The 7583-nt window shown below is 45.1% G+C and carries 8 protein-coding genes, 1 tRNA gene and 1 pseudogene; 7 read left to right on the forward strand and 3 right to left on the reverse strand.

Features of this window, described 5'->3' with window-relative positions; translation table 11 throughout:
• Window positions 1-66: 66 nt before the first annotated feature.
• Complete coding sequence (gene plsY, locus A9E74_RS01600) at window positions 67-663, forward strand: glycerol-3-phosphate 1-O-acyltransferase PlsY (RefSeq protein ID WP_069294916.1); 597 nt, start codon at window positions 67-69, stop codon at window positions 661-663.
• Here plsY and tsaD read toward each other — a convergent pair.
• Window positions 655-1671, reverse strand: a complete 1017-nt coding sequence (gene tsaD / locus A9E74_RS01605; RefSeq protein ID WP_069294917.1) for a tRNA (adenosine(37)-N6)-threonylcarbamoyltransferase complex transferase subunit TsaD — start codon at window positions 1669-1671, stop codon at window positions 655-657. The genes plsY and tsaD overlap by 9 nt on opposite strands.
• 152 nt (window positions 1672-1823) lie before the next feature.
• On the opposite strand from tsaD, the gene rpsU reads away from it, so the two are divergent.
• The 5 genes from rpsU to A9E74_RS01630 all read left to right on the forward strand — a co-directional run bounded on the left by rpsU (window position 1824) and on the right by A9E74_RS01630 (window position 6337).
• Window positions 1824-2039 (forward strand): 30S ribosomal protein S21, encoded by a 216-nt coding sequence (gene rpsU / locus A9E74_RS01610; protein WP_014705573.1) that lies wholly within the window; start codon window positions 1824-1826, stop codon window positions 2037-2039.
• 23 nt (window positions 2040-2062) lie between these two features.
• Window positions 2063-2524 (forward strand): GatB/YqeY domain-containing protein, encoded by a 462-nt coding sequence (locus tag A9E74_RS01615; RefSeq protein ID WP_069294918.1) that lies wholly within the window; start codon window positions 2063-2065, stop codon window positions 2522-2524.
• 67 nt (window positions 2525-2591) lie between these two features.
• Complete coding sequence (gene dnaG, locus A9E74_RS01620; RefSeq protein WP_069294919.1) at window positions 2592-4316, forward strand: DNA primase; 1725 nt, start codon at window positions 2592-2594, stop codon at window positions 4314-4316.
• Between the two features lie 95 nt (window positions 4317-4411).
• The gene (rpoD, locus tag A9E74_RS01625; protein ID WP_069294920.1) at window positions 4412-6250 is read left to right on the forward strand and encodes an RNA polymerase sigma factor RpoD; all 1839 of its coding nucleotides are present in this window, start codon (window positions 4412-4414) and stop codon (window positions 6248-6250) included.
• A gap of 10 nt (window positions 6251-6260) precedes the next feature.
• Window positions 6261-6337 (forward strand) — tRNA-Ile (locus tag A9E74_RS01630).
• A 47-nt stretch (window positions 6338-6384) separates the two neighbouring features.
• On the opposite strand, the gene A9E74_RS01635 is transcribed toward A9E74_RS01630, so the two are convergent.
• Window positions 6385-6909 carry an ankyrin repeat domain-containing protein gene (locus A9E74_RS01635; RefSeq protein ID WP_069294921.1) on the reverse strand — a complete coding sequence of 175 codons (525 nt, stop codon included), beginning with the start codon at window positions 6907-6909 and terminating at the stop codon, window positions 6385-6387.
• Between the two features lie 163 nt (window positions 6910-7072).
• Between A9E74_RS01635 and A9E74_RS13970 the strand changes: the two are divergent.
• Window positions 7073-7262 (forward strand): annotated as a pseudogene (locus A9E74_RS13970) (YqaE/Pmp3 family membrane protein).
• Between the two features lie 93 nt (window positions 7263-7355).
• On the opposite strand, the gene A9E74_RS01640 reads toward A9E74_RS13970, so the two are convergent.
• A complete protein-coding gene (locus tag A9E74_RS01640) occupies window positions 7356-7496 on the reverse strand; it encodes an entericidin A/B family lipoprotein (RefSeq protein ID WP_069294922.1) in 141 nt (46 codons plus the stop codon).
• Window positions 7497-7583: the final 87 nt, after the last annotated feature.

A 7583-nucleotide genomic window follows, 5' to 3' on the forward strand; every position in this document is an offset into this window, starting at 1 on the left:
CAATGTTGGCAAAAGTAGTAATGGTACTGAATAATACCGCTACATTTTAAAAGGTCGCATCATAACATGCCTGAATTAACTGCCATCGCGCTGCTTGCACTACTCGGCGCCTATCTAATTGGCTCACTGTCGAGCGCTGTAATACTCTGCAAAATTGCTGGATTACCGGATCCCAGGACTCAAGGTTCAGGCAATCCTGGGGCGACCAATGTTCTGCGTATGGGTAGTAAAAAACTCGCAGCATTAGTATTACTGATAGATGTTTTAAAAGGCGTCATTCCAGTGTTAATCGGACGGATGTTAGGTTTTGATATCAATATCCTGACCTTGATTGCCTTCTTCGCATTTCTTGGGCATTTATACCCCATTTTTTTCCAGTTTAAAGGCGGCAAAGGTGTCGCAACGGCATTGGGTGCATTTCTTGCCCTTTCACCTGCATTGGCTGGCGCAGCCTTATTGACTTGGATTATGGTGTTTGTGATTAGCCGGATTTCGTCATTATCTGCCATTACGGCCGCTGCACTGACTCCGGTTTATGCGATCTGGTTGATTGATACAGCATTTGCCCGCGGGGTTATTTTGGTCATTGCCATACTGTTGTTGTGGCGACATCGCGGAAATATTCAACGCTTACTGGCAGGTGAAGAGAAAAAATCAGGCTGAAACAGGGGCCGTTAATTCGTCTAAAGGCCAACGCGAACGCACATTAAAAGTGGCTTCGGTTTCCATAACCATAGCTTGATCACGCATAGCTCCAGCAAAAGCGATCATCGCCCCATTATCACTGCAGAACTGTAACTGCGGGTAATAAACCTGAACTTTAGGTATTGCATCTAAAGCTGCTCGCAAAGACTTGTTAGCACTGACACCACCAGCTACCACCAGACGTTTATGGCCACTTTGTTTTAATGCCCGGCGGCATTTAATCACCAAGGTTTCCACCGCGGCTGTTTGAAAAGCCAGCGCAATATCGGCTTTCGCCTGTTCACTTTTATCGCTGTTATGCCAGGTGTTTAAAGCAAATGTTTTCAGACCACTGAAACTGAAATCCAAACCCGGACGATTAGTCATTGGTCTAGGAAAGACATAAGCACCCTCTTGGCCTTGTTCTGCTAAAGCTGCCAATGCTGGGCCGCCTGGGTAACCCAGCCCTAACATTTTGGCCGTTTTATCGAATGCTTCACCTACCGCATCATCGATTGATTCGCCCATTAATTGGTATTCACCAACGCCCTTAACATCAACCAGTAAGGTATGGCCGCCGGAAATCAATAAAGATACAAATGGAAATGCCGGTGGATTGGCTTCCAGTAGTGGCGATAAAAGGTGTCCTTCCATATGATTGATTGGCAAGGCTGGAATGTTTAACGCCCAGGCCAGACTACGGCCAATTGCGGCGCCAACTAGTAAAGCGCCTACCAGACCCGGACCCGCCGTATAAGCCACCGCATCAATATCTTTACGTTGCAGACCCGCTTCATCCAGAACCTGTTGCATTAAGGGCAATGTTTTCTGAATATGATCGCGGGAAGCCAGTTCAGGCACCACGCCACCATATTCAGCATGCATCTCTATCTGACTGAAAAGCGCGTGAGCTAACAGCCCTTTTTCAGTATCATAGAGTGCAATACCGGTTTCATCGCAAGATGATTCAATTCCTAAAACACGCATAAATTTATTCTGACTGCATTAAATTAATGCCGATTATTATGCCTTGCTGGCGCTGGTCTCATCCAACTAATTAGCATTTAGTATTTTCTTTCCTAAATAGATCTCGTACAATTAAGGGCTTTTCCGTCATTGTCTGTTTAGGAATGTATTGAATGCCATCTGTTAAGGTTAAAGAAAACGAACCATTTGACGTAGCTTTACGTCGTTTCAAACGTGCTTGTGAAAAAGCCGGTACGGTTGCTGAAGCTCGTGCCCGCGAAGCTTACGAAAAACCAACTACGGTTCGTAAACGTGCTGCAGCTGCCGCTGTTAAACGTCACCAAAAGAAACTGTCTCGTGAAAACGCTAGCCGCGTTCGCATGTACTAATTGCTGATTAGAATCTCATTCTAATGCCTCAAGAAGCCAGTCCGCTTAAAACTCGAATTCAAGATAGCGTAAAAGACGCAATGCGCGCCAAAGACAGAGATCGTCTCGGTACATTGCGCCAAATCACCGCTGCCATCAAGCAAGTTGAAGTCGATAATCGCCAGGATATGTCAGACGATGACATCATCGTTGTGCTGACCAAAATGACTAAGCAGCGTAAAGATGCCTTGTCGCAGTTTGAGCAAGCTGGCCGAGATGACTTAGCCGTTATCGAAAAAGCTGAATTGGCGATTATTGAAGAATTCTTGCCAACAGCCTTGAGCGAAGCAGAATTGCAGGCAGCGATTGCTGATGCAATTCAAGAGACAGGTGCTAGTAGCCAGAAAGACATGGGTGCGGTGATGAATGTGTTGCGTCCAAAAGTTCAGGGACGCGCTGATATGGGCGCAGTAAGCAGCCAAGTTAAGGCCGCGCTCAGTTCCTAAGCCAGCATGCCAGGTCTTTTTTCAGACGTGGTTAACATTCATGACAGACTTCGGCCATAATTGATTTATGGCCGGACAAATCCCTCCACAATTTATTGACGAATTGCTCTCACGAGTCGATATCGTTGATATTATTGATGCGCGTGTACCGCTGAAAAAAGCCGGTAAAAATCTTCACGCCTGTTGTCCTTTTCACAACGAGAAAACCCCTTCATTTACTGTCAGCCCTGATAAACAGTTTTATCATTGTTTTGGCTGTGGTGCACATGGAACGGCGATCGGCTTCTTGATGGAATACGATCAGCTCAGCTTTCCTGAAGCTATTCAGGAACTAGCTGATACCGTTGGTATGCAGGTACCGGTAACACAACAAGCTTCCCTGACTCCTGCCAGACAAAATCTTTACGATCTGATGGATAAGGTCAGTCGTTATTACGTGCATCAACTACAAAACCATCCACAGCGTCAACCCTTTCAGGACTATATTCAACAACGTGGTCTGAGTCCCGAAACCGTAGCCGCTTTTGATATAGGTATGGCACCGGACGGCTGGGACAACGTTTTACGCACTTTTGGCAATAATCAGCAAACCCAGGATCAATTGTTCGAAGCCGGAATGTTGATTAAAAATGACAAGGGTCGTACCTACGATCGTTTTCGTGATCGGCTAATGTTTCCTATACGTGACCGTCGGGGCCGCGTTATCGCCTTTGGTGGACGCGTTATAGATGCCGATGGCACACCAAAATATCTGAACTCACCCGAAACCCCCATCTTTCATAAAGGCCAGGAGCTGTATGGCCTGTATCAAGCCCGTAAAGCCAATCGTCGATTGGAAAAGATTCTGATAGTTGAAGGGTATATGGATGTCATCGCCCTGGCGCAGTTTGGAATTAACAATGCCGTGGCAACATTGGGAACGGCGACAACATCCGAACATTTGCGGCTATTGACGCGTAGCGCGCCGGAAATTGTTTTTTGTTTTGATGGCGATCGTGCAGGTAAAGAGGCGGCTTGGCGAGCAGCAGAAAACGCTTTACCGATCCTTGGCGGCAACTTTGAATTGAAATTTATGTTTCTGCCGGAAGGTCAGGATCCTGACACCATGGTAAGAGAGCAGGGGGCTGAGGCATTTCAGCAGTTAGTGAATCAGGCACAAAGTTATTCCGAATTTTTCTTTGCTACATTGCTTTCGCGAGTGGATAGTCAATCAATGGATGGCCGTGCCAGGCTGGTTGAAATTGCCAAACCCTATCTACGGCATATTCCAGCTGGTTTATACCGGGATATGCTGGAGCAGCAGCTGGCAGACCATGCCAAGACCAATATTGCCACGTTAAATAAACATCTGGAAAAGCCAGCAGCGCCACCACGAGCTAAAAGCGTTAAACAAAATGCCATGGCCAATATGACCCCGGTGCGCATGGCCGTGATGATTCTGTTGCAACATCCGCAACTGCATGAAGCCGTTCCGGATACAGATAAATTAAGTCTGCTGGATATGCCGGGCTTAGCGATTTTAATTCAGCTACTTGAAACCATGCGTGAGCATCCCCATCTTAAAACCGCACAGCTGTTGGAGCGTTGGCGAGACACCCAACAAGCTCCTTATATGGAAAAGCTCGCGATGCAACCATTGAATTTGTCGCCAGAACAACTGGAGCATGAACTCATAGGGATTGTGACTCGTCTAAACAAGCAAGCAAGAGATGAACGTTTAACTTATTTGATGAGCAAACCTCTCAGCCAATTAACAGAGGCTGAAAAAATGGAAGTGAAATCCTTTAAGTGAGTGTTCTGTAATCAAAAATGATGCAATAACGAAGTGCTTTCACTATAATATAGTGTTACCGCCAAAAACAGCGTCACCATGCATAAAGAGGCCGAATGAAAGATCAGCAATCACGCGTTAAAGAACTTATCGCCCTGGGCAAGGAGCGCGGTTATCTCACTTACGGTGAGATCAATGACCACCTTCCAGAAGATTTGGTCGATGCGGATCAGGTCGAAGATATTGTCAGTATGTTCAGTGACTTGGGTATCATGGTCCATGAAGATGGCATGGATACCGATGAAATGGAACGCCTTGCCGAGGCTGTTTCATCTAATGACGAAGTCTCTGATGAAGAAGCGGCTGCCGTTTTGGCCAGTTCCGATGGTGAGTTTGGTCGTACCACCGACCCTGTCCGCATGTACATGCGGGAGATGGGATCTGTTGAGTTATTGACCCGTGAAGGCGAGATCGTTATCGCTAAACGTATTGAAGCTGGCCTGCGCGAAAGCCTGTTGATGCTGTCTACTTATCCTCCTGTCATTTCTTCTTTCCTAGAGTTCTACGATGCGGTGGAAGCTGGTGAAATGAGGCTTAATGAACTTATTCGAGGCTTTATCGCGCCAGAAGAACTGCTTGCTAGTGAAGATGAAGATGATGATCTGACCAGCAGCGTCGATAGTGATGATACCGATAGCGACGATGATGACGACGATGATGTTGGTGGCGTGAGTGATGACGAAGAGGACTCTGGTGAAATTGATCCGGAAGAGGCCCGCACTCGTTTTACCGCATTACGTGAAGCTTACAAAAAAGTCCTGGCAACACAAGGTGATGCCATGGTTGAAGCCCGTGAGCAGGCGAGTAACCTGTTTATGGAATTCAAATTGACACCAAAAACATTGGTGTTTTTAAACGAATTGATGACAGCAACCATCACAGAAGTTCGTAAACAAGAAAAAATTATCATGGATATCGTTGTCGAGCAGGCGGGTATGAATCGCCGCGACTTTATCGATGCCTTCCTGGGAAATGAAAGCAACCTTGAATGGTCCGATAAATTCGTTAGGGCTAAAAAGCACTATTCATCTACCATCAAGAAGAATCTGGATGACATTCTGGCGGCACAATCCAAATTGGCAGAAATTGCTGATGACCGCGGATTGACCATTGCAGATATCAAAGAAATCAGCCGTCAAATGTCGATTGCTGAAGCCAAAGCGCGTCGTGCCAAAAAAGAAATGGTTGAAGCTAATCTACGTTTGGTTATCTCGATTGCCAAAAAATACACGAACCGTGGTCTGCAATTCCTGGATTTGATTCAGGAAGGCAATATTGGTTTGATGAAAGCGGTTGATAAATTCGAATATCAACGTGGTTACAAGTTCTCAACCTATGCAACATGGTGGATTCGTCAGGCTATCACGCGTTCTATAGCTGACCAGGCGCGTACTATCCGTATTCCGGTACACATGATTGAGACTATTAACAAACTCAACCGGGTTGCCCGTCAAATGCTTCAAGAAATGGGCCGTGAACCAACCCCGGATGAATTGGCAGAACGCGTAGAAATGCCGGAAGACAAAGTACGAAAAGTACTGAAGATTTCCAAAGAACCAATTTCTATGGAAACACCCATCGGTGACGATGAAGATTCACATCTGGGTGATTTCGTTGAAGATATCAACGTTATGTCACCAGCAGACTCCGCTATCATCGAAGGCCTCAGAGAAGCCACTCAGGGCGTTCTTAACGGCCTGACCGAGCGAGAAGCCAAAGTACTGCGTATGCGGTTTGGTATTGACATGAATACCGACCACACATTGGAAGAAGTCGGTAAACAGTTTGACGTTACCCGTGAGCGTATTCGTCAAATCGAAGCGAAAGCTTTACGTAAATTACGTCACCCATCACGTTCGGATCAACTGAGAAGCTTTTTAGATTCCGACAGCTGATTACAAAATCGGGCCTATAGCTCAGTTGGTTAGAGCAGGGGACTCATAATCCCTTGGTCCCAGGTTCGAGTCCTGGTGGGCCCACCAATAAATTAAAACCCCAGTATTGTTTTCAATACTGGGGTTTTTTATTTTTATCTCGCCGTCGACAATATTTGAATACTATCCTGGGCGTTCATATTGTGAGCGAGTTTAAGCGCTGTCATACCGTCATCGGCTGATAAATCTGGATCGGCCCCATTATCTAAAAGAAGTTGCAAGACCTCAGCTTGATTAAACATCGCAGCAAACATAAGTGGTGTTTTACCGTCTGGGGTCATAGCATTGACGTTGGCACCATGTTCTATAAGAATTTGCGCGATAGTTGTATAGCCTTTAAAAGCTACTCCAGCAAGCGGTGTTTGATGACGTAAATTGGCTAATTCAGGATCAGCGCCGTGCTTTAATAGCAACCTTGTCATTTCTTCATGACCATTGTAGGACGCGAGCATTAACAGGCTGTTACCGTTGCTGTCTCTAAGGTTCGGCGCCAAACCCATTTCTAGTGGTTTAACTAACGTTTCAGTATTTCCCTGTCGGACCAGCTCAAATAGCTTTTGTGCCATCTCCAACGTTTCATCATCTAGTGTGGGATATTGATGTTCGTTTGGCCTATCCATTTTGTTTCCTAAAATGTTGATTTATGAATACTTAAAACCACTAATTGAGTTGGAGGAAGGCCCAAAAGATCTAGGCGATCATCCAGAGTAAACACAGGTTAAAGAATAATATTGAGCGATGCCTATAATGTTTCCGTGACATAAATTGATAATAACTAAATAAATAAAAGGTAATTACCATGCTTTTACCGCAACAGACCCAATTAAAATTTTATTCGCTATATTATTTCCACCATTAGGTGTGTTTTCTTGAAGTAGGTTTTAAAGGACATTTTTGGCTAAGTATTCTGCTAACCTTACTGGGCTTCATTCCCGGCATCATTCATGCCTTGTATGTGATACTGAAGCATTAAAAGGCCTTGACTGTAAAAAAGCCCTGCTTGAAAAACTTCAGCAGGGCTAATTGTTTGACTAAACTACAATAGCAACAAGGCATTGCCTAACGATTAGTAGTTTTTATTTTCTCTTGCAGATTCTTCTACAGCGCCGCCAGCGGCTTCTACATCTCTGCCGGCACCTTCAATAGTGTTGCAGGCTGTTAAACCAAGGATAAAAAACAAAGATAAAAATGCTGCTATAAGTTTCATGCGGGTTTCCTTAAATAAATGAAGTTTGATTTAAAAGACCGGAGCTAATGTCCAATTTAATCGTGCGTGCTAAGGTTAAAAAATTAG

Origin of the sequence: Methylophaga muralis (assembly GCF_001720165.1) — a bacterium.
In the GTDB taxonomy this organism is placed as follows: domain Bacteria; phylum Pseudomonadota; class Gammaproteobacteria; order Nitrosococcales; family Methylophagaceae; genus Methylophaga; species Methylophaga muralis.

Excerpts from the sequence above, each read along its gene's own strand:
- plsY (WP_069294916.1), top strand. The coding sequence starts at position 67 with ATGCCTGAATTAACTGCCATCGCGCTGCTTGCACTACTCGGCGCCTAT.
- tsaD (WP_069294917.1), bottom strand. The coding sequence starts at position 1,671 with ATGCGTGTTTTAGGAATTGAATCATCTTGCGATGAAACCGGTATTGCA.
- rpsU (WP_014705573.1), top strand. The coding sequence starts at position 1,824 with ATGCCATCTGTTAAGGTTAAAGAAAACGAACCATTTGACGTAGCTTTA.
- A9E74_RS01615 (WP_069294918.1), top strand. The coding sequence starts at position 2,063 with ATGCCTCAAGAAGCCAGTCCGCTTAAAACTCGAATTCAAGATAGCGTA.
- dnaG (WP_069294919.1), top strand. The coding sequence starts at position 2,592 with ATGGCCGGACAAATCCCTCCACAATTTATTGACGAATTGCTCTCACGA.
- rpoD (WP_069294920.1), top strand. The coding sequence starts at position 4,412 with ATGAAAGATCAGCAATCACGCGTTAAAGAACTTATCGCCCTGGGCAAG.
- A9E74_RS01635 (WP_069294921.1), bottom strand. The coding sequence starts at position 6,909 with ATGGATAGGCCAAACGAACATCAATATCCCACACTAGATGATGAAACG.
- A9E74_RS01640 (WP_069294922.1), bottom strand. The coding sequence starts at position 7,496 with ATGAAACTTATAGCAGCATTTTTATCTTTGTTTTTTATCCTTGGTTTA.